Below are 20,967 nucleotides of genomic sequence, written 5' to 3' on the forward strand. Positions count from 1 at the left end.
GGATGAATCCCATGACAGCCGCCGCCTAATCGATTAGCCGGCGGGCTCGCTCGCCGGCCGACCGGAGCTGCAAGAGCAGATGGAGCGATCGATCGAGCAACGATGCGAGACAGTCCGCAGGACCCATCGGCCGCCAACAGGCCGCGTGGTTGTTTGGAACTCGCATCGCGCAAACCATCTTGGCCAGCGATCCATTCGATCGCACCCAACAGGCCGGACATATGGATGCAAGCGATCCGATCTCACCAAACAGCTCTTGTGCCACGGGGGCCGTCCACATATGGGTCCTGGCTTTCGCTAGGACGACGATGAGGATGGGTCGCAACTCAAGAAACAGCGCGGTGTCATTACCGGCGCATCCGGGCGATGACACCGCAAGTGAGGCAGCTACTTCGCCACCACGCTCCACTTGGTGACGATGGCTTCGCTCATCTCGCCGGCATCCTTGGCGCAGGCGACTTCGTCGACCTTCACCGAGATTTCCTTGCCGGAGAGGCTTTTGAGCTGCGCGGCCTGGGCATCGTTGGTCGGAACGAGCTGGAAGGTTTCCGGCCCGGTCTCGAGATTGCACAGACCGTTCGGCGGCGGCAGACGGCGCGGCTCGCTGGTGATCTGGTAGGTCGCGACGCGCTTGCCGCGGTTCTTGGCGTCACGCACCTTCATGACGCCGAGCTCTCCCGACAGCACGTCGCCGGCGCGGATCATCTTGCCGGGCTTTTGCGGCGCGTCGGCCTGCTGCGCGAGCGCGCAAGGCGCGGCGAACGTTGCCGCCAGAAGCGCAAAGCCCAAACGTACGCCGAACAAGCGTACGCCGAATCGGTGTGTCGTCATTTGCGGTGGTTCCGTACTTGATTCGTCAGAGCGTGGATGACCGTCCCCGAATCGTCACCAACCCTATCATTTTGTTTCAGTGCGATCTTTTCGACTTGTGACGGATCGCTCGGCAAACGCCGCCACGTCCGACTGTCGAGCGCGCGCTAGAAGAGCGTGCGCTGCCGCATCGCAGCCGATAGCGTACCTTCATCGAGGTAATCAAGCTCTCCGCCGACCGGCACGCCATGCGCCAGCCGCGTCACCCGCACATTGGCCTCCGACAACAGGTCGGTGATGTAATGCGCGGTGGTCTGGCCATCGACGGTCGCATTGAGCGCCAGGATGATCTCGCTGACCTCGGGCGCATGCGCGCGCGCCACCAGCTGATCGATGGTGAGATCCTGCGGACCGACGCCGTCGAGCGGCGACAGCGTTGCGCCGAGCACGTGATAGCGGCCATTGGTCGCATTGGCGCGTTCCAGCGCCCAGAGGTCGGCGACGTCCGCGACCACGACGATGATCGAGGGGTCGCGGCGCGGATCGGTGCACACCGTGCAGGGGTTTTGTGTATCGATGTTTCCGCAGGTCTTGCAGACCTGGATCTTGTCGATCGCGACCTGCAGCGCCGCGGTCAGCGGCGTCATCAGGGCTTCGCGCTTCTTGATCAGATGCAGCGCCGCGCGCCGCGCCGAACGGGGCCCGAGGCCCGGCAGCCGCGCCAGCAACTGGATCAGGCGTTCAATCTCGGGGCCGGCAACGCTTGCAGCCATTTAAGTCGGACCAAATCCCGGCGGCAGGCCGAGCCCGCCGGTAAGAGCCATCATCTTCTCCTGCATCGCGGTCTCGGCCTTGCGGCGGGCATCGCCATGCGCGGTGACCAGGAGATCCTCGAGCACCTCGCGTTCCTCCGGCTTCATCAGCGACGGATCGATCTTGATGCCCTTCACTTCCATCTTGGCGGTCATGCGCACCGTGACCAGGCCGCCGCCGGAGATGCCTTCGACCTCGACATTGCCGAGCTGTTCCTGCATCTCCTGCATCTTGGATTGCAGCTGCGCTGCCTGCTTCATCATGCCAAGAAAATCAGCCATGCGTGCGTCCCTGTAGCCAAATATCAATCGTCGTCGCTGTCGGAAGTTTCAATCGGGTCCTCGCCGGTCGCATCGGCAACCGGAACCTCAGCGGCAAGGCGGCGGACCTCGACCACCTTGGTGCCGGGGAAGCGCGCCAGCACCTCCTGCACGCGCGGATCGGCTTCCGCAGTGCGCTGATGCTCGCTGCGCGCCAATTCGTTCTGCGAACGGACGGTCGGCTGGCCAGCCTCGTTGGAGATGATCACGGTCCAGCGCCGTCCGGTCCATAGTTCGAGCTTGCGCGACAGATCGGTGACGAGCGCGCGTTGCGCCTTCGGCTCGAGGGCGATCTCGAGCTGGCCGTCCTCGATGCGCACCAGCCGCACATCGGCCTCCAGCGCACTCTTCATCATGATGTCGCGCTTCTCGCCGGCGAGCGCGATCAGCTGCGGAAAGCTTGATATCCGCAGCGCCGGCGCGGCATCGGCGACCGGCGCTGCCATCTGCGGACGCGCGGCGAGATCGCCGCGCGGCGCGGCCTGCGGCGTGCGCACCGGCGCCGACGGCATGGCCGACATCGCCGAGCTCGGTGCGCCGCGTGACGGTGACGACGCGGCGGAACCCGACGTCGCGGGCGCCGCGCCGCCGCCATTCTGCTCGATCATCCGGATCACCTCGTCCGGCGTCGGCAGATCGGCGACATAGGCAATCCGCACCAGCACCATCTCGGCCGCGGCGGCCGGGCGCGTCGCGGTCTGCACCTCGGCGATGCCCTTGAGCAGCATCTGCCACATCCGCGACAGCACCCGCATCGACAGCTTGGCGGCGAACTCGCGCGCCCGCACCCGCTCGGTCTCGCCGAACGCAACATTGTCGGCCGTCCCCGGCACGAACTTCACGCGGGTGACGAAATTGACGAACTCGGCAAGGTCAGACAGCACCACGACCGGATCGGCGCCGACGTCATACTGCGCGCGGAATTCGGCGAAGGCGGCGGCGATATCGCCGCGCGCCAGCTGTTCGAACAGATCGATCACGCGGGTGCGGTCGGCGAGGCCGAGCATCTGCCTGACCGCGTCGGCCTTCACCTTGCCCGCGGCATGCGCGATCGCCTGGTCGAACAGCGACAGCGAGTCGCGCACCGATCCCTCGGCCGCGCGCGCGATGATGCCGAGCGCCTCGGGCTCGACCTCGACGCCTTCCTTGGCCGCGATGTTGCCGAGATGCTTCATCAGCACGTCGGCTTCGACGCGGCGCAGGTCGAAGCGCTGGCAGCGCGACAGCACCGTGATCGGAACCTTGCGGATTTCGGTGGTGGCGAACACGAACTTGGCGTGCTCCGGCGGCTCCTCCAGCGTCTTCAGGAAGGCGTTGAAGGCCGCCGTCGACAGCATGTGGACTTCGTCGATGATGTAGACCTTGTAGCGTGCGCTGGCCGGCGCGTAGCGCACGCTGTCATTGATCTGGCGGACATCGTCGACGCCGGTGTGGGAGGCGGCGTCCATCTCCAGCACGTCCATGTGCCGGCTTTCCATGATCGCCTGGCAGTGCACGCCGAGGTCGGGCATGTGGATGGTCGGCCCCTGTACCGAACCGTCCGGCTTGGCGTAGTTCAAGGCGCGGGCGAGGATGCGCGCGGTGGTGGTCTTGCCGACCCCGCGGACGCCGGTGAGGATCCAGGCCTGCGGAATCCGCCCGGTCTCGAACGCGTTCGAGACGGTGCGCACCATGGCCTCCTGGCCGATCAGGTCCTCGAAGCTGGAGGGGCGGTATTTGCGGGCAAGAACGCGGTAGGGTTTTGCGGCGTCCGGCGCGCCGCCGAGATCGAAACCGCCGTCAAGGGTCCCTTTGCCTGCGCCGTCGGACGGATGGGAGGGGTCGCCAGCGTCATTCATGCATCGATCCGCAACTTGGGAATTGTCTCTTCAGCCGGCGTGCGGATAGGAGCCAAAATCGAGCGCCGGGCGCGGAGACCGCCATTCCAGCGCGATTCGCTCGGAAAAACAGGTAGGAGACTGACGAGCGACCCGATCCGGACCTCGTTAGGGCTGCTTCCTTCCGGACCTGACCCGGTTGGCGAGTGGCTCGTCCACCGCCAATCTCCCGGTCCCTATTTGGGGCCAAAACCGCCGGAAAGCAAGCGGCCTGACCCGGCTTTGTAAGGCTGGCTTTGTGGGACTTGTCTGGGAACACGGAAAGGCATTATTTGCCCCCCATGTCCGCCTCCAATTGGTCGCTGCATTCGCAGCTCAAGAAAGACACCATCGACATCGGCGACCTGCCGCTGTGCAAGGTGCTCGTCATCAAGGATGCGCATTATCCGTGGCTGCTGCTGGTGCCGCGGCGCGACGGCGCGGTCGAGATCATCGACCTCGACGAGGTCGCGCAGGCGCAGCTGATGACGGAAATCACCCGCGTCTCGCGGGCCCTGAAAGAGGTCACCAAGTGCGACAAGCTGAATGTCGCCGCGCTCGGCAACCTCGTCCCGCAGCTCCACGTCCACGTCATCGCGCGCCGCACCAGCGACGCTGCATGGCCGCGTCCCGTTTGGGGCGTGATGCCGCCGCTGGCGCATGACGCCGAGGAAGTGCAGAATTTCATCAGCGCGCTTCGCCGCAAGATCTGGTTGGGTTGAACATTCAATGTCTGCATTCGATTCCTTTCCGCTCGGCCAGCCGGCCTTTGTCACCCACGTGCTGGACCGCGCCGCGCATCTGCGCACCAACGACGAGAAGCTGTTCGCGCTGGAGGGCCACCGCGAAGCTAGAGCCTATGTGATCTATCGCGACTCGCTGGTCGTGAAGCAGGAGGATGGCGGGGCCCGCGCACTGCTTTCGCTGGAGGAAGCCCGCAGCTACGGCGCCAATCCCGGCACGATCTTCCTCGGGCTGCGCGACGCCGCGCCGATCTTCGGCATGGGGATCGCGCCGCAGGCGGCCGAGAAGCTGGTCGGACGCGCCGACGTCGCGATCACCGAATTGCGCGGCATGGCGATGCAGGGGGTGGTGCCGCCCGAGCAGCTCTCGGCCATCGCGATGGCGAAATCGATGGTGACCTGGCATCAGCGCCACGGCTTCTGCGCGAACTGCGGCACCCGCACGGCGATGAAGGACGGCGGCTGGAAGCGCGAATGCCCGAGCTGCAAGGCCGAGCACTTTCCGCGCACCGACCCGGTCGTGATCATGCTGGTCACGTATGGCGACAAGGTGCTGCTGGGACGGCAGAAGCAGTTCATGCCCGGCATGTATTCCTGCCTCGCCGGGTTCGTGGAAGCCGCCGAGACCATCGAGGACGCCGTGCGGCGCGAGATTTTCGAGGAGTCCGGCATCCGCTGCACCGACGTCAATTACTACATGACGCAGCCCTGGCCCTATCCGTCATCGCTGATGATCGGCTGCACCGCGCGCGCGACCAACGAGGACATCGTGGTCGACCGCACCGAGCTGGAAGATGCGCGCTGGTTCGACCATGCCGAGGCGTCGCTGATGCTGAAGCGCCAGCATCCCGAAGGGCTCGCCGGCCCGCATCCGTTCGCGATTGCCCATCATCTGCTCGGCCGCTGGGTGCATCACCAGAACCCGTTGGACAAATAGCGGGAACCGGACATCGTTCTGCCGATTAAAGCTGGACACAGTTCTGGCAGTAACGGAACCATTGCGACGGATCCCCGCATGAATTTTCAGAACGGCGCCCCGAAAGTCCCGCCCCGCATCCTCTGCATCGGCCTGCCGGTGCGCGACCTGACCTTTCGGGTCAGCGTCCCGGCGCGCGGCTCCAAGGAGAATGCGACGCATTTCGACGAGATCTGCGGCGGCAATGCGCTGAACGCCGCCATCGGCATCGTCCGCTTGGGCGGTCGCGCTTCGATCTGCGGACCGATGGGCGATTCGCAGGAGACCTCGAGCCGCTACATCTTCGACAAGCTCGCCCAGGAAGGCATCGAGACCAATCATCTGATCCACATGCCGAACTTGGTCACCCCGATCTCGGCGATCATGATCGACGACAGCGGCGAGCGCACCATCGTCACCTTCCGCGATCCGGAGCTCTGGAAGGTCAAGCTGCCGCCGACCGAACTCTTGCTGGAGGATTGCGCGGCAATCCTGACCGAGAGCCGCTGCGCGCCGTTCTGCACCGAGCTTTGCGCCGAGGCGGTCAAGCGCGGCATTCCCGTGGTGGTCGACGTCGACCGCGCGATGTCGATGCGGGAGGGGCTGCTCACCGCCTCCTCCCACCTGGTGTTCTCCAGCGAGCCGCTGCAGGAGACCGCCGACGTCACCGACGACGGCCAGGCGCTGCACAAGCTCGCCAAGCTCACCCCCTCCTTCCTGGCCGGCACCCGCGGGCCGATGGGCACGATCTGGCTCAACGAGAACGGCGAGCTCGAGGAAACCCCGGCCTTCCCGGTCCATACCGTCGACACGCTCGGGGCCGGCGACGTCTTCCACGGGGCCTTCGCCCTCGCCATCACCGAGAAACAGCCGCTGCGCGACGCGCTGCGCTTCGCCTCGGCTGCTGCAGCGCTGAAATGCACCCGCTTCGGGGGTGCTTATGCCGCACCGCAACGTACTGAAGTTGAAGAGTTTTTGGGTCAGCACGCCGACGCCAAGCCGGCCTGAGCCGCCACGAATCGCTTGATTTGGAAGATTCTTCTCTATATGAGGGATATTGAACCTTCATATGGAACTTTCTTCTATGACCGATGTCGCCATTCAGCTTCATGACAACAGCCGCCGCCTCGACGCGATCGATCGCAAGATTCTGACCGTGCTGCAGGAGGATGCGTCGCTCTCCGTCGCCGAGATCGGCGACCGGGTCGGCCTGTCGTCGACGCCGTGCTGGAAGCGCATCCAGCGGCTGGAGGCCGACGGCGTGATCCTGCGCCGCGTGGCGCTGGTCGACCAGAACAAGATCGGGCTCGGGATTTCGGTGTTCGTCTCGGTCGAGAGCGCCGACCATTCGGAAGCCTGGCTGCGCAAATTCGCCGACGCCGTCAGCGCCATGCCCGAGGTGATGGAGTTCTACCGGATGGCCGGCGACGTCGACTACATGCTGCGCGTCGTGGTCGCGGACATGCAGGCCTACGACGTGTTCTACAAGAAGCTGATCAGTGCCGTGCCGCTGAAGAACGTCACCTCGCGCTTCGCGATGGAGAAGATCAAGTCGGTGACGGCGCTGCCGGTGCCCGCGGCGTAAGCGCCGCCGCACACCCCACACGATAAGGTCGATACGCTCCCAGGTAGTTGGCCGGTTCGGCATTTACCTGAAGTTAGCGCCGGCAGCGGTATTCTGCTGCGATGGAGCCGGGGGAGATCATCCCAGCGAGACGATGGCCTGCATGGCTGGGCGCGGCTGCATTGCTGATCGCGAGCTGGATCGCGGTCGCAACGCTGTCGCTAAAGGTGCGTGCGGGCAGCGATGTGGTGGCCGTGGCCTTTCCGCCATGGTGGCGCGCCGAACGCGCGCTGCTGGCCGCCGCATCCGCCAATGCGTCGATCGTTCGGATGACCGCGATCCCGGCCCTGCTGGTGGTGCGACCTGACCGCAATGGCGGGCTGGGCCGGCTGTACGAGGCCGGCGCCTTGCTGACCATGGATCCGCAGGCGATCGCCGGCTGCTTCACGGCGGATGACGATCTGGGGGTTGGGGATGACCTTCGAAGGCGATGAAATGGCCGCGCTGCGCGAGACGGCGAGCAAGATCCTGCTCGTGGTGCTGTGGCTGCACGTTCCGATCGCGATCATCGTCGGCATCACGCTGCACACCGACTGGCTGATGCCGGCTGGCTTCATGGTCGCGATGGCGCTGGCCGCGACGGTGTCGTGGCGCGTCTCGGGGAACGGCGTTTCAACCCGCCTGATCGTTGCCGTGGCCCTGATGGCCGGCGTGTCGATGCTGGTCTACCAGTTCGCGGGCCACCGCTGGCAGGTCGACATGCACATGTATTTCTTCGCCGCGCTGGCGTGCCTCGTTGCCTATTGCGACTATCGGCCGATCGTCGCCGGCACCTTGGCGGTTGCCCTGCACCACCTGACGCTGAATTTCATCCTGCCGGCCGCGATCTATCCCGGCGGCGCCGATTTCGGTCGCGTCGTTCTCCACGCCGTGATCCTGCTGATCGAGGCCGGCGTGCTGATCTGGCTCGCGCACACGCTTGCCGAACTGTTCAGGACGTCGGCGCTGAAGGCGGCGGAGGCCGAGGCCGCCGGTGCCGCCGAGGCGCGCGCCAATGCCGAGCGCATCGAGGCCGAACGCGCCAAGCAGGATCGCGATGCCGCGCGGCGCGAGCTCGCCGCCGGCTTCGAGCGCAAGATCGGCGAGGTCGTCGAGGCCGTCGCGGTGGCGGCGGGCGCGATGCAGGACCTGTCGGCAACGATGAACGGCAGCAACGCGGAAACCATCCGCCAGGCCACCGCCGCCGCCTCCGCATCGACGCTGGCCTCGAGCAATGTGGAAACCGTCGCGTCCGCGACCGAAGAGCTGACGGCCTCGATCAACAGCATCGCCGAGCAGGTGACGCGCTCGGCGCGGATCGCCGCCAAGGCCGCCGACGAGGCACGCCGCACCAACAGCGTCGTCGAAGGGCTTGCCGCCGGCACGCAGAAGATCGGCGAGGTGGTGACGTTGATCCAGAGCATCGCCAGCCAGACCAATCTGCTCGCCCTGAACGCAACCATCGAAGCGGCGCGTGCCGGCGAGCATGGCCGCGGATTCGCCGTGGTCGCGAGCGAGGTCAAGGCACTGGCCAACCAGACCGCCAGGGCGACCGAGGAGATTTCAGCCCAGATCCAGGACATCCAGAGCGCGACCGGCGCGGCCGTCAGCGCGATCGGGAGCATCGGCACCACGATCGCGGAGATCGACCAGGTCTCCGGCGAGATCGCGGCCGCCGTCGATCAGCAGGGCGCGGCGACCCGCGAGATTTCCAGCAATTTGCAGCAGGCCGCCGATCGCACGCGGGACGTCAACAAGGGCATCCTCAACGTCAACCGCGCCTCCGAACAGGCCGGCAGCGCGACCGCACAACTGCTCGATGCGGCGAACGGCCTGTCGTCGCAATCGGAGTGGCTGAAGACCGAGCTGGACCGCTTCCTGGCCTCGCTGCGGGCGGCGTGAAGCTGCGGAGACCGATCGTCGCACGCGGGCTTGACCCGCGTGCCCATCGATTTTCAAGAAAGCTTTTCCGAGATGGATTACCGGGTCAAGCCCGGCAATGACGGTCCGAGAACACCCAGCTCAAATCCTCTGATTGTACTCGCCGACCTCGGGATGCGTGCGCAGCACGGCATCCATCGCCTCGAACATGTCGTGCATGCGCCGCTCGCTGACCGGGCTTTCCACCACGACCACGAGCTCCGGCTTGTTCGAGGATGCGCGCACCAGGCCCCAGCTGCCGTCCTCGACCGTGACACGCACGCCATTGACGGTGACGAGGTCGCGGATGTTCTGGCCCGCGACCTTCCCGCCCTGCTGCTGCAACGCCTCGAAGTGCTTCACCACGGCGTCGACGACGCCGTACTTCGCCTCGTCGGCGCAATGCGGCGACATGGTCGGCGACGACCAGGTCTTCGGCAGCGCGTCCTTCAGGTCGGCCATCGACTTGCCGGGCGCGCGATCGAGCATTTCGCAGATCGCGATCGCCGACACCAGGCCGTCGTCATAACCGCGACCGAACGGCTTGTTGAAGAAGAAGTGGCCGGACTTCTCGAAGCCGGCGAGCGCGCCCAGCTCGTTGGTGCGCCGCTTCATGTAGGAATGGCCGGTCTTCCAGTAGACCGTCTTCGCGCCCTGCTTCTGCAAGACGGGGTCGGTCACGAACAGCCCGGTCGACTTCACGTCGACGACGAACTGCGCGTTGGCGTTGATCGCCGACATGTCGCGCGCCAGCATGACGCCGACCTTGTCGGCAAAGATCTCCTCGCCGGTGTTGTCGACCACGCCGCAGCGGTCGCCGTCGCCGTCGAAGCCGAGGCCGACATCGGCCTTGTGCGCCAGCACCGCATCGCGGATCGCGTGCAGCATCTCCATGTCTTCCGGATTCGGATTGTATTTCGGGAAGGTGTGATCGAGTTCGGTGTCGAGCGGGATCACATCGCAACCGATCGCCTCCAGCACCTGCGGCGCGAACGCGCCCGCGGTGCCGTTGCCGCAGGCCGCGACGACCTTCAGCCTGCGCGTCAGCTTCGGCCGGCTGGTGAGGTCGGCGATGTAGCGCGCCGGATAATTCTCGTGGAATTGATAGGAGCCGCCGGCCGTGTTGTTGAATTCGGCGTTGAGCACGATTGCCTTCAGCCGTGACATCTCGTCGGGACCGAAGGTGAGCGGACGGTTGGCGCCCATCTTGACGCCGGTCCAGCCATTGTCGTTATGCGAGGCGGTGACCATGGCGACGCAGGGCACGTCGAGATCGAACTGCGCGAAGTAGGCCATCGGCGTCACCGCGAGCCCGATGTCATGCACCTTGCAGCCCGCCGCCATCAGGCCCGAGATCAGCGCGTATTTGATCGAGGCGGAATAGCCGCGGAAATCGTGACCGGTGACGATCTCCTGGCGGACGCCGAGCTCCGCGATCAGCGCGCCGAGCCCCATGCCAAGCGCCTGCACGCCCATCAGGTTGATTTCCTTGTTGAACAGCCAGCGCGCGTCGTACTCGCGAAACCCGGTCGGCTTCACCATCGGCTCGGATTCGAAGGCATAGGTGTTCGGGACCAACGCGGATTTCGGCTTGGGAAACATCAGAAATGGCCTCGTGGAAATGCGGAAGAACAGTGCCGCTGGCTTTAGCGAATGCATCGCCGCAGCGGAAGGCAGGATTGACGGCTTGTGGCGAATAATTGCGGCAGATTTGGCGTCGGCGAAATACTGTCGTCATCCACCCAACCTTGCGCGGCGGCCGCAATACGCCGCGCTGCTGCGCCCTGCGAGTTGCTTGACCGCTAATCGTTCCGACCCAGCATGGTTTCTGCAGGGGTGGCGCCAGGCATCGACAGGCATTGCCGTGCGGTTGTTATTTCAGTCGCTCCCGGCGCTCTGCAATCTGCGCGTCGAACAATTGACACGTCGGGCAACTCACCGGTACATTTTCATCGTCGCAACAATCAAGCCCACACCGGAAAATCCGCTGCGGGTTTTTTGAATCAGACAAGACGCTGTCGGCCAATACACTGCCGAGCGCGCCGAAATTGGCCACCGCAACGAACCGAACTGGCTAACAGCCAGGGCCGACCGCGCCGATAGACGGGCGCCCGGCGAAGACGGCGGGCAAGCCGAACCGGAAGCGACACTTCCGCGCCCTCGCGCAAGCCATCCTTCAAGCACTTGCCTTCAAACACATAAAGCCAACCCAGCCCTCTCCGCGAGGTGCGGTCACGCGCGGGCTCCCCCGAAGGTGTCCGCAATAACTGTAGGTGATTGATGATGCCTGATTACTCTCTGGTGCCGGTGGACCATCAGCCGGATTTCGATGACTACTCGCTCGTTCCCGTTGACCACGATCCGTTCGCCGCGGATGGCGTAACTCAACAGGCGCAGATTCAACAGCCGCCGACATCGACTCAACTAACTCAGCCACAGCCACAGCCGCAACCCCAGCCGCAGCAGCCCGCGACAGCAGCCGGTCAGCCCGGCGTCAACGGGCCGGCGACTGGCAACAGCCCCAGCGGATCGGGTGGCGTCGCTGGCAATCAAGCGCTTTGGCGGCGCCGAAGGTGGCGACTTTCCGAGCCGCAATGCGGGGATCGGTTTCGAGAGCGCGGAGCGCGCATGGGACGCTGCCCGTAAGGAAATGATAGACCTTGGTGCCCAATATTACCCGGAAGAGACCAAGAGCAGGGGTTTTATCCCGGAACTGGGCGTGGAAATTCATAAGCGCGGCGGACTATATTACTACGATCAGATAGCGCGCGGATTCCAAGACGGAGCGCTGGGCGGTGGTGTGGGGTTTGGCGACAGCGGTGCGGTGGCACGTGGGCACATGCACTGGGATGATCAGCACGAGAGTGATGGAGATCTAGACAATGCGAAGGCTTATTCGCAGAAAACTCCGGATTATCGAGCGTGGGCTGGATCTTGGGATGGGAGCTATCTGTATTGGCTTCACGGCAAGCCAACGGGGTCGAGAATGCCTGATTGGAATCGATACAAATATTGAGTCATGCCGATGAAAATGTTCGTGCTCGCCGGAGCCTTATGCCTTCTGCTCGCCAATTCAACGGTATGCAAGGCAAACTCGGGCCCCTGGTGTAAGCCGGATGTCGTGACTTTGACTTTCAAAAATCAACAAGGCGGGGATCTTGCGAAGATCGAACTTCGCACCCTCAAGGCAGTTTGCGACCGAAACCCGGAAAAGAAAGGGTTTGGGGTAGGCTCGGAACGGTCGATGCGCATTGAACACAATGGGCAATGGATTGATGTGCCGAAAGAGTGTTTATCCGTTTTTCCTTTTGGGGAAGATGAGGTGTCGCTATCGGGTGACGATGCCGGCCTAGGCATAGCTATTATTGGGAAACCGACGGAGAGAGGCGAGCGTTTAAAAGTCTCGATATTCAAACACGGTGATGAAGTCTTTTGCGTTCAGGTCGTGCGCTGCCCGAATGTCGACGACCCGCCCGGCTATATCAGAGAGTGCAGTAGGGATTTACAGTGAGCACGCCGGGAGATCGGCGCGACGCTCTGCGAAAGCGCCTCAGGTCTGACGTTGCCTGCGAACGTCTGGCGCAAATGCCGCGCCGTCGCGAAGATCGACTCGACTACGCTCTCATTCCCAAAATGTGAACAAGCAGCGCACTGAATTCCCTCGCGGCGACTTGTGTGTCCGCCTTCCTCAGTTTCGGCGGAATTTCTGCCGTTCTGAGGAGACGATGCGCATCACGGAGGAAGACATCCGGCGGAAGACTTGGATAGGCTTTGATGCCAATCGGCCTTACTGCTCCAGCAACAATTTGCCGTTGGCATATTCGAAGCGCTTCAGCTTCGACAGGAAGGACAGGCCGAGCAGGTTTTCCGACAGCGCCTCGTCGGGCAGCACCAGGGCATCGACGTCGCGCACGGTGAGGCCGCCGATCTCGATTATGGCGATGCGGGCGCGCGCGGCCTTGATGGTGCCGTTGGCAGTGGTGACGCGCGAGGTGTAGTCGCCCGGCACCGGACGCAGGCCGAAGCGTGCCGCGGACGTTTCGTTCAGGGCTACCACCGAGGCGCCGGTGTCGACCATGAAGTTGATGCGCTGGCCGTCGATCCGGCCGTCGGTCGCGAAATGACCGCGAGGATCGGGCGCAATACTGAGCGTGCGGGCGCTGGCCTGCGCCACCGTGACGGCTGGGGCCATGGTCTGCTTTGTGGTGGTCGCGGCGGCGGGCGACATCTTGCTGGCCATCTGAGCCATGAAGGTGCCCAGCCCGATCAGGATGGCCGCGAAAATCATCAGGTTACGCATGACACCATACTCGGAAAACCGAACACGCAATTTCACCACGCCGCCCGCCCCGCCGCGAGCGAGGGCGGCGGCACGAGCCTGCCATTTTGGCGAAAAGGATGAGCGAAGGGTTAATGCGAGCCCCAAGGGGCGGCCGAATGACGTCGGTCGCCCGCGCGGGCCGCAATTTCCGGCTCTCAGGCCGTCTCTCAGGCCGTCTCTCAGGCCGTCCTGGCGACCGGGCTCGGCATCCCAACGCGCAGCGCGTAATAGACCGCGCCCGCGATCCCGACACCGAAGAACCAGCCATAGACCGCCCACCACGCCGGCAGGATCGAGGTGAAGTTCGGCAGCACCGACGAGAACAGCGCGCCGATGCCGGCGGCGATCAGCGCGCTGACGTTCCAGCCGTTCTGAAAGCGATATTCGCCGTTCTCCTGATACAGCGCCGGCACGTTCACACGGCCTTTGGCGATCAGGTAATAGTCGACCATCATGACGCCGAAGATCGGTCCCATCGTCGCGCCGATCAGCCCGACGAACGAGGCGGCGCTGCCCTCCCAGGGCGCGAACGGATACAGCGCCAGCGCGATCAGCGCCGCGATGTAGCCGCCCTTTTTGAAGTCGATATGCCGCGGAAACACGTTCGAGAAATCGAACGCCGGCGAGACGAAATTGGCGACGACGTTGATGCCGAGCGTCGCCACCGCGAAGGTGACCGCCGCGAGCAGCGCCAGGAACCAGCTGTCGAACTTCGCCGAAATCTGGTCGGGATGCAGCAGCACCTCGTGATAGACGTTGAACGCCGCGATCGTGGTGACGCCGGCGACCAGCGAGAACAGGATCAGATTGACCGGCAGGCCCCAGATATTGCCCTTGCGCAGCGCGGCTGCATCGGGCGCATAGCGCGAGAAGTCGCAGAAGTTGAGATAGAGCGCGGCGAAATAGGTGATCCAGGTCGCGGCGACGGCGCACAGCGCCGGGAACGAGCCGGGCACGCCGGGTACGCCAGCCTCCTTGGTCTTCTCCAGCAGCACGTCCTGCGGGATCGGCGCGGTCAGCGAGATGCCGCCGGCCGCGATGCAGAGATAGATCGCAAGGATCAGCATCATCAACCACACCGCAGGTCCCGCCCAGTCCTGGAAGCGCCGCACCGTTTCCATGCCGCGCTGGATGATCAGAAGCTGCAACGCCCAGATCACGACGAAGCAGATCACCTCGAGCGTGGAATGGCCGAGCATATGGCTGGACTGGTGGAACGCCTTGAAGCTGTCGATGCGCGTCAGCAGCGCAACGATCGCGCCCGAGGCCGCCGCAGTCTGCGCGCCGTACCAGAAGCAGGCGACGACAGCGCGGACCAGCGCCGGAATGTTGGCGCCCCAGACCCCGAACGAGGCGCGCGCCAGCACCGGATAGGGCACGCCGGTCCTCACGCCGGCATTGCCGATCAGGCTCATCAGCACGAAGATCACCAGCGACCCGACGCCGATCGCGAGGATGAAATTGACGAAGCTGCCGCAGAGCAGGAACAGGCTGGCGGCGAGGTAATAGCCCCACAGGCTGTGCACGTCCGAGGTCCAGACGTTGAAGATGCTGAAGGCGCCCCAGTTGCGTTCCTTGGCCGGCGCCAGGTCTTCGTTGTACAGCGACGGCGATGCGTTCTTGATTTCCACGGTGACCTCCCCAAACTGCGAGCCCGTGATCCCATCCCAGCGTGCAAATCTAACCACCGTTTGCGGACGCTCGCCAGCGTTACGTCCCGGATGGTGCGGGTCTATGCCCGTCATTGCGAGCGAAGCGAAGCAATCCATCGTGCGCCATGCGCGGAACGATGGATTGCTTCGTCGCTATCGCTCCTCGCAATGACGGCGATGCATGAGATTCGCGACCCGTCACGTGCCGCGCGGTTTCACGCGCCTGGTCGGCATCGCGCTGGCGGGATCTTCCGGCCAGGGATGGCGCGGATAGCGGCCGCGCAGGTCGGAACGCACCGCAGCGTAACTGCCGCGCCAGAAGCCGGGCAGATCGCGCGTCACCTGCACCGGCCGCTGTGCCGGCGACAGCAGTTCCAGCACCAGCGGCACCGCGCCCTTGGCGATGGAGGGATGGGTGTTGAGCCCGAACAGCTCCTGCAGCCGCACCGCGATGGTCGGGCCCTGCTCGGCCTCGTAATCGATCGCGAGCTGCGTTCCGGTCGGCGCCTCGAAATGCGTCGGCGCCTCGCGATCGAGCCGCGCGCGCAACTCCCACGGCAGCAACGCCATCAGCGCGTCCGACAGGTCGCCGGCGGACAGGTCCTTCAGCGCGGTCTTGTCGTAGAGCGCCGGCACCAGCCAGTCGTCGGCACGCGCGGCGAGCGCGGTGTCGGACAGATCGGGCCAGCTCTCGTCCTCGGCCTTGCGCAGGAACATGACGCGGTCGCGCCACTGTTTCGAGTGCTTCGACCACGGCAACCGGTCGAGCCCGGCCGCGATCAGCCCGTCGGCGAAGACGCGCGCGGTCTCGGCCGAGGGCAACAGCGACATCGGCGCCTCCGACAGCGTGATCGCGTGCAGCGAACGCCGGCGGCGGGCGCGCAGCGCCATCGCGCCGCGGTCGAACGTCACCTCTTGCACGTTCTCGATCTGGTCGGCGAAGCGCTGCTCGATCTCCTCCTGGGTGATCGGCGCCGCCAGCAGGATGCGGCCGCTCGCCGCCGTGCCGGTCAATTCGGCAACCGCGATATAAGGCAGCCGCGCCAGCGCCGCGGTCTGTTCGACGGCGGCGCCGCGGCCATTGGCCAGCACGAAGCTGCCATTGCCGCGGTTCCTGGCGACCCGATCCGGGAATGCGAAGGCCAGCATGACGCCGGTGGAGAGATCCTTCGCTTCGCCGACCGCTGACTTCACCTGCGCGGCCCAGCGCGCCGCCATGCTGCGGGCGCTCGATGCGCGCTGCGAACGGTCGCGGCGGAACTGGTCGAGCCTGACGTCGAGATCGACACTGTCGCCGCCGAGCCCGCGTTCGGTCAGAACCGCGGCGATCTCGGCCGCTTCCTCGGCCGCACCGAAGCGGGCCGAATCCACGATCATGCGCGCCAGCCGCGGCGGCAGCGCCAGCGCGCGCAGGCTCTGTCCTTCCTCTGTCATGCGGCCATCACCGTCGAGCGCCCCGAGCTCTGACAGCAGCGATTTGGCTTCCTTCAGCGCCGGTCCCGGCGGCGGATCGAGGAAAGCAAGGCCCGCGGGATCGCTGACGCCCCATTGCGCGAGGTCGAGCACCAGCGAGGACAGATCGGCGGAGAGGATTTCGGGCGCGGTGTAGGCCGGCAGCGACGCGGTCTGCGGCTCGTCCCAGAGCCGGTAGCAGACGCCGGGCTCGATGCGGCCGGCACGGCCGCGCCGCTGATCCACCGCGGCGCGCGACGCCCGCACAGTCTCGAGCCGCGTCAATGCGATGTCAGGCTCGTAGCGCGGCACCCGCGCGAGGCCAGAGTCCACCACAATGCGCACGCCCTCGATGGTCAGCGAGGTCTCGGCGATCGAGGTCGCCAGCACCACCTTGCGGGTGCCCTTCGGCGCCGGCGCGATGGCGCGATCCTGCACGCTGGCATCGAGCGCGCCGAACAGCGGTACGATCTCGACAGAGGCGTCGTGCACACGCTCAGTGAGGAAGGTCTGGGTGCGGCGGATCTCGGCGGCGCCCGGCAGGAAGGCAAGCACCGAGCCGGCATCGGCGCGCAGCGCGGTCGCGATCGTCTCGGCCATCTGCCGCTCCAGCGGCGCGTCGACCTTGCGGCCGACGTAACGGGTCTCGACCGGAAAGGCGCGCCCCTCGCTTTCGACCACCGGCGCGTCGCCGAGCAGCTTTCCGACGCGTGCACCGTCGAGCGTTGCCGACATCACGAGGATCCGCAGGTCCTCGCGCAGGCCGGTCTGCGCGTCGCGCGCCAGCGCCAGCCCGAGATCGGCATCGAGCGAGCGCTCGTGGAATTCGTCGAACAGCACCGCGGCGACGCCGTTGAGCTCGGGATCGTCGAGGATCTGGCGCGAGAAGATGCCTTCGGTGACGACCTCGATCCGCGTCGCGCGCGACACCTTCGAGCCGAAGCGCACGCGATAGCCGACGGTCTCGCCGGCACGCTCGCCGAGCGTCTTCGCCATCCGCTCCGCGCTGGCGCGCGCGGCGATGCGGCGCGGCTCCAGCACGATGATCTTCTTGCCCCTCGCCCAGGGTGCATCGAGCAACGCCAACGGCACGCGCGTGGTCTTGCCGGCGCCCGGCGGCGCCACCAGCACCGCGGCGTTGTGGCCCTCGAGCGTGCGATCGAGCTCATCGAGCACGGCGTCGATCGGCAGCGGACTATCGAATTGGCGCGGCAAGGACTTTCATCATCGCAGCGGCGCTCGGGCCGGTGCGTCCCATGGTTAACAATCCGTGTTGGATTCCCTCGCCTCTTAGACCATTCGCCGGCTACGGGAAACCCGCGGAAAGGTCCGGTTTGGTGGCACACCATTTGTATCAATAAAGGAGAAAGCAACCGATCGGGCCGATGATAGGCACGATCACGCCGGAACGAGACAAAGATGACCACGAACGGCACAGCCGCTGCGACAGATCGTTCCGCCCCGCGCGCGAGCGGACGCGTCGACTGGGTCGACTATGCCAAGGGCATCTGCATCATCATGGTCGTGACGATGCATTCGGTGCTGGGGGTCGAGAAGGCCGCCGAGCAGACCGGCTTCATGCATTACGTCGTGATGTTCGCGAAGCCGTTCCGGATGCCTGACTTCTTCCTGATCTCGGGCCTGTTCCTGTCGGTCGTGATCGATCGCGACTGGCGCACCTATCTCGACCGCAAGGTGATGCACTTCGCCTATTTCTACGTGCTCTGGGTGACGATCCAGTTCGGCTTCAAGGCGCCGTCGCTGGCCGCCGAGACCGGTTGGGCCCGGGTTGGGCTGCAATACCTCGAGTCCTTCATCGAGCCGTTCGGCACGCTGTGGTTCATCTATCTGCTGCCGATCCTCTTCGTCGTCACCAAGCTCGCGCGCAACATCCACCCGCTCGTGATCTGGCTGATCGCGGCAGCGCTGGAGACCGCGCATGTCGCGACCGGCTGGACCGCGATCGACGAATTCTGCTCCCGCTTCGTCTACTTCTACACCGGCTATGTCCTCGCCGATTACGTGTTCGCGCTGTCGGACCGCGCGCGGGCACGGCCTGCGCTTGCCCTGCTCGGGCTTGGGCTCTGGGCGCTGATCAATGGCGGCCTGGTTGCGCTCGAGGTGAGCGAATGGCCGGTCGTCTCGCTGGCACTCGGCTTTGCCGGCGCCTGCGCGATCATCGTGACCGGCACGCTGCTGGCGCGCGCGCACTGGCTCGGCTTCCTGCGCTTCTGCGGCGAGCATTCGATCGTGATCTATCTCGCCTTCTTCCTGCCGATGGCCGCGTCACGCACCCTTCTGCTGCGCTTCGGCGTCATCCACGACATCGGCCTGATCTCGCTGATCGTGACCGCGGTCGGCGTCGCCGGCTCGCTCGTGATCTGGCGGCTGGCGCTGGCGGCGCGGGCCAATTTCCTGTTCGAACGGCCCGATGCGTTCTGGATTGCCCCGAAAAAGGCGGCGCCCTCGCTGCAGGCGGCCGAATAAGCCCCGACAGTGCCAGAAGTCATAACAGCCGGATTCGTTCCGACGGCGGGAATCCAGCCGTTCGAATTTTCCTCGCATTGAAATTATTGGCTTTTTGGTCCTGAATGTTTCGTCGTCCGGCCGACGACGAAACAATTCTCCCGTTCACGAAACCATTTTCCGCTTTTCGCGCAGACATCCGGAAACGGGCCGTAACTAACAATTCTCCCAACGAACCGCCGCCCAACGGCGAACTGGGAGCCTGTCATGCCGAACGTCATCGCCATCAACTCTGCAGCCACGAAGCATATCGACGCTGCTCGCGCGACCTCGGATGAAACGCTGCTCGCGCGTATCGCCAAGAATAACCGCACCTCGATGCACACGCTCTATTCCCGTCATAACGTCCGGGTTTACCGCTTCGTGCTCCGCATGGTGCGCGACACCACGATGGCCGAGGACCTCGTGAGCCAGGTGTTCCTGGACGTCTGGCGCACCGCGGCCCAATTCGAGGGCCGCTCGCAGGTCTCGACCTGGCTGCTCTCGATCGCCCGCTTCAAGGCGCTGACCGCGCTGCGCCAGCGCAAGCATGAGGACATCGACCAGGACGACGTGCTGGAGATCGCCGACGGCGCCGACACGCCGGAAACCTCGCTCGATCGCGCCACCACCAGCGAGATCCTCCGCGCCTGCGTGGCCAAGCTGTCGCCGGCTCACCGCGAGATCATCAATCTGGTCTACTACCATGAGAAGTCGGTCGAGGAGGCCGGGCAGATCATCGGGATCCCGCAGAGCACGGTGAAGACCCGCATGTTCTATGCCCGCAAGCAGCTCGCCGACCTCCTGCGGGGTGCCGGCGTGGATAGCGTTGCCGCATAAAATACTGCAAATTCAATACCTTAAAGGGAGATCACGCGAGCCGGGCAATTGTCCACGAAGCCGAAAAAATCAGGCGACGAAACAATTGAAACAATCGACGACATCACCCGGAAAAACGCGACCTCTATACCTATATCCAACGACGCAACCCCAACCCCAATCCACTGAACCGGTTTCGATACCTCTTCGTTCTAACCTCCCAAGTAGCCTCCAACGACCCGGCCGGGATGCCCCCCAGCCGGGTCGCTCTGTATTTGGCGCGACGTCGTGAAGCCGAGTGCGCCTCGCCTCACACAGACGTGACGCGGTCCGCGACCGGTCCGCCGTAACGGCCAAACCGTCCTTGCGAAGAACATCAGGCGTACCCGGCACGGCCCTCTGGCGCGCCGGGACTCTGATGGACGGATGACGATGCTCAGCCTTGCCCTTGCCCTGCTTGCCGGTGTCGCCACCGTCGCCGCCCCTTGCACCCTGCCGATGCTGCCGATCCTGCTCGGGGTATCGATAGGCCAGACCGGCAAGGCGCGGCCCGCGATGATCGCGCTCGGCTTCGTGATGTCATTCTCTGCGGTGGCATTGCTGCTGAGCGCGATCACGCGCGCCTTCGATTTCGATCCGAACGTGCTGCGGACGGGCGCGGCCGTGCTGCTCGCGGGCTTCGGCCTCCTGATGATCTGGCCGGCGCCGTTCGAATGGCTGTCGATCCGGCTCACCGGCGCTACCAAAGCGTTTTCGAGCGAAACCGGTTCGCGTCAAGAAAGCGCGTCCAAACAACAGGGCAGCCTCGGTAAGGCCGCGCCGTCGCAAAGCCTGTTCGGCGGCTTCGTGCTCGGCTCTACGCTCGGCCTGGTGTGGACGCCGTGCGCCGGCCCCGTGCTCGGCTCGATCCTGACCATCGTCGCGACCTCGAAGGACACCGCGTGGGCGAGCCTGCAGCTCGTCACCTACGCGATCGGCGCCGCGATCCCGATGCTTGCGATTGCCTATGGCGGACAGGCCGTCACCACGCGCGTGCGCAGCATGGCGCGGATCGCGCCGCGCCTGCAGCAGGGCTTCGGCGTCGTGATCGTCGCATTCGCCGCGCTGTCCTACCTGCAATACGACACGCTGATCGTGGCGTGGCTGACCCAGTTCTATCCCAACGGCCAGATCGGCCTGTAAGCCCAAAGGAGATATC

General features: G+C 65.0%; 20 protein-coding genes and 1 other RNA gene. 12 read left to right on the forward strand and 9 right to left on the reverse strand.

Annotated features, from left to right (window positions below; genetic code table 11):
- Positions 1-387 precede the first annotated feature (387 nt).
- The 5 genes from J6525_RS41605 to ffs all read right to left on the reverse strand — a co-directional run bounded on the left by J6525_RS41605 (position 388) and on the right by ffs (position 3,990).
- The gene (locus tag J6525_RS41605) at positions 388-831 is read right to left on the reverse strand and encodes a hypothetical protein (RefSeq protein ID WP_376708641.1); all 444 of its coding nucleotides are present in this window, start codon (positions 829-831) and stop codon (positions 388-390) included.
- Between the two features lie 146 nt (positions 832-977).
- Positions 978-1,583 carry a recombination mediator RecR gene (gene recR, locus J6525_RS41610; RefSeq protein ID WP_028335942.1) on the reverse strand — a complete coding sequence of 202 codons (606 nt, stop codon included), beginning with the start codon at positions 1,581-1,583 and terminating at the stop codon, positions 978-980.
- A complete protein-coding gene (locus J6525_RS41615) occupies positions 1,584-1,904 on the reverse strand; it encodes a YbaB/EbfC family nucleoid-associated protein (protein ID WP_028335943.1) in 321 nt (106 codons plus the stop codon).
- A 23-nt stretch (positions 1,905-1,927) separates the two neighbouring features.
- Positions 1,928-3,781 carry a DNA polymerase III subunit gamma/tau gene (locus J6525_RS41620; protein ID WP_225649007.1) on the reverse strand — a complete coding sequence of 618 codons (1,854 nt, stop codon included), beginning with the start codon at positions 3,779-3,781 and terminating at the stop codon, positions 1,928-1,930.
- 112 nt (positions 3,782-3,893) lie between these two features.
- Positions 3,894-3,990: signal recognition particle sRNA small type (gene ffs / locus J6525_RS41625), an RNA gene on the reverse strand.
- Positions 3,991-4,101: 111 nt separating this feature from the next.
- On the opposite strand from ffs, the gene J6525_RS41630 reads away from it, so the two are divergent.
- The 6 genes from J6525_RS41630 (at position 4,102) to J6525_RS41655 (ending at position 9,002) form a co-directional block, all read left to right on the forward strand.
- The gene (locus tag J6525_RS41630; RefSeq protein ID WP_016848078.1) at positions 4,102-4,521 is read left to right on the forward strand and encodes an HIT domain-containing protein; all 420 of its coding nucleotides are present in this window, start codon (positions 4,102-4,104) and stop codon (positions 4,519-4,521) included.
- A 7-nt stretch (positions 4,522-4,528) separates the two neighbouring features.
- Positions 4,529-5,479 carry an NAD(+) diphosphatase gene (gene nudC / locus J6525_RS41635; RefSeq protein ID WP_076834914.1) on the forward strand — a complete coding sequence of 317 codons (951 nt, stop codon included), beginning with the start codon at positions 4,529-4,531 and terminating at the stop codon, positions 5,477-5,479.
- A gap of 78 nt (positions 5,480-5,557) precedes the next feature.
- Positions 5,558-6,505 carry a sugar kinase gene (locus tag J6525_RS41640; RefSeq protein WP_038385636.1) on the forward strand — a complete coding sequence of 316 codons (948 nt, stop codon included), beginning with the start codon at positions 5,558-5,560 and terminating at the stop codon, positions 6,503-6,505.
- A gap of 76 nt (positions 6,506-6,581) precedes the next feature.
- Positions 6,582-7,082, forward strand: coding sequence for an Lrp/AsnC family transcriptional regulator (locus tag J6525_RS41645; protein ID WP_016848075.1), 501 nt, complete (start codon positions 6,582-6,584; stop codon positions 7,080-7,082).
- A 161-nt stretch (positions 7,083-7,243) separates the two neighbouring features.
- Positions 7,244-7,555, forward strand: a complete 312-nt coding sequence (locus J6525_RS41650) for a hypothetical protein (protein WP_225649008.1) — start codon at positions 7,244-7,246, stop codon at positions 7,553-7,555.
- Positions 7,536-9,002: a methyl-accepting chemotaxis protein gene (locus J6525_RS41655; protein WP_225649009.1), complete on the forward strand. Its 1,467-nt coding sequence runs from the start codon at positions 7,536-7,538 to the stop codon at positions 9,000-9,002. The genes J6525_RS41650 and J6525_RS41655 overlap by 20 nt, the downstream gene beginning before the upstream one ends.
- A 120-nt stretch (positions 9,003-9,122) precedes the next feature.
- Here J6525_RS41655 and J6525_RS41660 read toward each other — a convergent pair whose 3' ends face one another.
- On the reverse strand, positions 9,123-10,622 hold the full coding sequence (locus tag J6525_RS41660) for a phosphomannomutase/phosphoglucomutase (protein WP_225649010.1): 1,500 nt from the start codon (positions 10,620-10,622) through the stop codon (positions 9,123-9,125).
- Here J6525_RS41660 and J6525_RS41665 point away from each other — a divergent pair.
- The 3 genes from J6525_RS41665 to J6525_RS41675 all read left to right on the forward strand — a co-directional run bounded on the left by J6525_RS41665 (position 10,612) and on the right by J6525_RS41675 (position 12,531).
- A complete protein-coding gene (locus J6525_RS41665) occupies positions 10,612-11,022 on the forward strand; it encodes a hypothetical protein (RefSeq protein ID WP_225649011.1) in 411 nt (136 codons plus the stop codon). The genes J6525_RS41660 and J6525_RS41665 overlap by 11 nt on opposite strands.
- A 531-nt stretch (positions 11,023-11,553) precedes the next feature.
- The gene (locus tag J6525_RS41670; protein WP_225649012.1) at positions 11,554-12,036 is read left to right on the forward strand and encodes a hypothetical protein; all 483 of its coding nucleotides are present in this window, start codon (positions 11,554-11,556) and stop codon (positions 12,034-12,036) included.
- Positions 12,037-12,045: 9 nt separating this feature from the next.
- Positions 12,046-12,531: a hypothetical protein gene (locus J6525_RS41675; RefSeq protein ID WP_225649013.1), complete on the forward strand. Its 486-nt coding sequence runs from the start codon at positions 12,046-12,048 to the stop codon at positions 12,529-12,531.
- Between the two features lie 276 nt (positions 12,532-12,807).
- On the opposite strand, the gene J6525_RS41680 is transcribed toward J6525_RS41675, so the two are convergent.
- The 3 genes from J6525_RS41680 to hrpB form a co-directional block, all read right to left on the reverse strand.
- The gene (locus tag J6525_RS41680; protein ID WP_225649014.1) at positions 12,808-13,320 is read right to left on the reverse strand and encodes a TIGR02281 family clan AA aspartic protease; all 513 of its coding nucleotides are present in this window, start codon (positions 13,318-13,320) and stop codon (positions 12,808-12,810) included.
- A gap of 200 nt (positions 13,321-13,520) precedes the next feature.
- Positions 13,521-14,972: an NCS1 family nucleobase:cation symporter-1 gene (locus J6525_RS41685; RefSeq protein ID WP_225649015.1), complete on the reverse strand. Its 1,452-nt coding sequence runs from the start codon at positions 14,970-14,972 to the stop codon at positions 13,521-13,523.
- 219 nt (positions 14,973-15,191) lie between these two features.
- Positions 15,192-17,660, reverse strand: a complete 2,469-nt coding sequence (hrpB, locus tag J6525_RS41690) for an ATP-dependent helicase HrpB (protein ID WP_225649016.1) — start codon at positions 17,658-17,660, stop codon at positions 15,192-15,194.
- A 204-nt stretch (positions 17,661-17,864) separates the two neighbouring features.
- Between hrpB and J6525_RS41695 the strand changes: the two genes are divergently transcribed.
- The 3 genes from J6525_RS41695 to J6525_RS41705 all read left to right on the forward strand — a co-directional run bounded on the left by J6525_RS41695 (position 17,865) and on the right by J6525_RS41705 (position 20,951).
- Entirely contained in the window at positions 17,865-18,932 is a 1,068-nt protein-coding gene (locus J6525_RS41695; protein WP_225649017.1) for an acyltransferase family protein, read from the forward strand.
- 246 nt (positions 18,933-19,178) lie between these two features.
- Positions 19,179-19,790 carry a sigma-70 family RNA polymerase sigma factor gene (locus J6525_RS41700; protein WP_057018990.1) on the forward strand — a complete coding sequence of 204 codons (612 nt, stop codon included), beginning with the start codon at positions 19,179-19,181 and terminating at the stop codon, positions 19,788-19,790.
- A 411-nt stretch (positions 19,791-20,201) separates the two neighbouring features.
- On the forward strand, positions 20,202-20,951 hold the full coding sequence (locus tag J6525_RS41705; protein ID WP_312010056.1) for a cytochrome c biogenesis CcdA family protein: 750 nt from the start codon (positions 20,202-20,204) through the stop codon (positions 20,949-20,951).
- Positions 20,952-20,967 lie beyond the last annotated feature (16 nt).

The organism is Bradyrhizobium australafricanum (assembly GCF_020329495.1).
Lineage (GTDB): Bacteria > Pseudomonadota > Alphaproteobacteria > Rhizobiales > Xanthobacteraceae > Bradyrhizobium > Bradyrhizobium australafricanum.

Excerpts from the sequence above, each read along its gene's own strand:
- J6525_RS41605 (WP_376708641.1), bottom strand. The coding sequence starts at position 831 with ATGACGACACACCGATTCGGCGTACGCTTGTTCGGCGTACGTTTGGGC.
- recR (WP_028335942.1), bottom strand. The coding sequence starts at position 1,583 with ATGGCTGCAAGCGTTGCCGGCCCCGAGATTGAACGCCTGATCCAGTTG.
- J6525_RS41615 (WP_028335943.1), bottom strand. The coding sequence starts at position 1,904 with ATGGCTGATTTTCTTGGCATGATGAAGCAGGCAGCGCAGCTGCAATCC.
- J6525_RS41620 (WP_225649007.1), bottom strand. The coding sequence starts at position 3,781 with ATGAATGACGCTGGCGACCCCTCCCATCCGTCCGACGGCGCAGGCAAA.
- J6525_RS41630 (WP_016848078.1), top strand. The coding sequence starts at position 4,102 with ATGTCCGCCTCCAATTGGTCGCTGCATTCGCAGCTCAAGAAAGACACC.
- nudC (WP_076834914.1), top strand. The coding sequence starts at position 4,529 with ATGTCTGCATTCGATTCCTTTCCGCTCGGCCAGCCGGCCTTTGTCACC.
- J6525_RS41640 (WP_038385636.1), top strand. The coding sequence starts at position 5,558 with ATGAATTTTCAGAACGGCGCCCCGAAAGTCCCGCCCCGCATCCTCTGC.
- J6525_RS41645 (WP_016848075.1), top strand. The coding sequence starts at position 6,582 with ATGACCGATGTCGCCATTCAGCTTCATGACAACAGCCGCCGCCTCGAC.
- J6525_RS41655 (WP_225649009.1), top strand. The coding sequence starts at position 7,536 with ATGACCTTCGAAGGCGATGAAATGGCCGCGCTGCGCGAGACGGCGAGC.
- J6525_RS41660 (WP_225649010.1), bottom strand. The coding sequence starts at position 10,622 with ATGTTTCCCAAGCCGAAATCCGCGTTGGTCCCGAACACCTATGCCTTC.
- J6525_RS41675 (WP_225649013.1), top strand. The coding sequence starts at position 12,046 with ATGAAAATGTTCGTGCTCGCCGGAGCCTTATGCCTTCTGCTCGCCAAT.
- J6525_RS41680 (WP_225649014.1), bottom strand. The coding sequence starts at position 13,320 with ATGCGTAACCTGATGATTTTCGCGGCCATCCTGATCGGGCTGGGCACC.
- J6525_RS41695 (WP_225649017.1), top strand. The coding sequence starts at position 17,865 with ATGACCACGAACGGCACAGCCGCTGCGACAGATCGTTCCGCCCCGCGC.
- J6525_RS41700 (WP_057018990.1), top strand. The coding sequence starts at position 19,179 with ATGCCGAACGTCATCGCCATCAACTCTGCAGCCACGAAGCATATCGAC.
- J6525_RS41705 (WP_312010056.1), top strand. The coding sequence starts at position 20,202 with ATGCTCAGCCTTGCCCTTGCCCTGCTTGCCGGTGTCGCCACCGTCGCC.